The organism is Mesorhizobium sp. M4A.F.Ca.ET.020.02.1.1, from assembly GCF_004022645.1.
GTDB lineage: Bacteria > Pseudomonadota > Alphaproteobacteria > Rhizobiales > Rhizobiaceae > Mesorhizobium.
This window is the reverse complement of record NZ_RZOI01001172.1, coordinates 1-1,062: the sequence shown is the minus strand read 5'-3', so window position 1 is coordinate 1,062 and position 1,062 is coordinate 1. Positions and strand designations below refer to the sequence as shown.

Sequence of the window (1,062 nt, the reverse complement as noted above, 5' to 3'; positions counted from 1 at the left end):
TTCGGCTCGGCGCCGATGCTGGAGGCGGCATTGGCCGACCTCGCCAACCCGCCGCGCAACAGCCAGCTTGCCGGCTCGGTCGCGACGCTGGTGCTCGACGGCGACGTCGAGGGTCTTGCCGCGCATATTGCCGCCGGCATGGAAGAGGCAGGCCTGTCGGCTTCCGCCGGGCGCTCGCCCGCGGACATTGCGCGGCGGCTGATCGAGAAGGCCGAATTGCGCAGCGTGCGGCTATCGAACGAGGCGTTCTCGGCCTTGAAAGGGTTTCTGGCGATCGATGTGCCGCTCGATGGCGCACCTCAGGCCCTCGAAAGCTTCGCGGCCTCTGCCGGTCTCTCGCTGGGCGCGGCGCTGGACAATTTCGCCGCTCGCGCCAGTACGATCGAGGCGCATGGCCTGCCGGTTGCCGGCATTCGCTATGACGCGGCCTTCGGCCGTCCGCTCGACTACTATACCGGACTTGTCTTCGAGATCGCGGCTGAAGGCGGCGACAGGCCGCTGGCCGGCGGCGGCCGCTATGACCGCCTGCTGACTCTGCTCGGCGCGAAGACGCCGATCCCCGGCGTCGGCTTCTCGGTCTGGCTCGACCGCATCGAGGCGCTGCGGGAGAAGGCCGAATGATAACGCTCGCTCTCCCGTCGAAAGGCCGGTTGAAGGAGCAGGCGCTGGAGGTGCTGGCCAAGGCCGGCCTCACCGTCAGCCTGCCCGGCGACGAGCGCAAATACCGCGCCCGCATCGAGGGCATGGAGGCCGTCGAGGTCGCGTTTCTCTCCGCGTCGGAAATCGCCGGCGAGATCGGCCAGGGCTCTGTCGACCTCGGCATCACCGGCGAGGACCTTTTGCGCGAAAACCTGGCCGATTGGGAAGCGCGCGCCGAGATCGTCGCCCGTCTTGGCTTCGGCCATGCCGATGTCGTGGTGGCGGTGCCCGACATCTGGCTCGACGTCGAGACCATGGCCGACCTCGACGATGTCGCCGCCGACTTCCGCCAGCGCCACGGCAGGCGGCTGAGGATCGCCACCAAATACTGGCGGCTCACCCAGCAGTTCTTCTCGCTCAAGC

At 68.4% G+C, this 1,062-nt stretch carries 2 protein-coding genes; both read left to right on the top strand.

The annotated features are described in order from the left end of the window. The coding region (locus EN742_RS35805) for an ATP phosphoribosyltransferase regulatory subunit (RefSeq protein WP_189375752.1) at positions 1-621 on the top strand (621 nt) is incomplete at its 5' end. Beyond that, positions 618-1,062: ATP phosphoribosyltransferase (gene hisG / locus EN742_RS35800; RefSeq protein ID WP_128333930.1), on the top strand; the 445-nt coding region annotated here is incomplete at its 3' end. The genes EN742_RS35805 and hisG, both read left to right, overlap by 4 nt.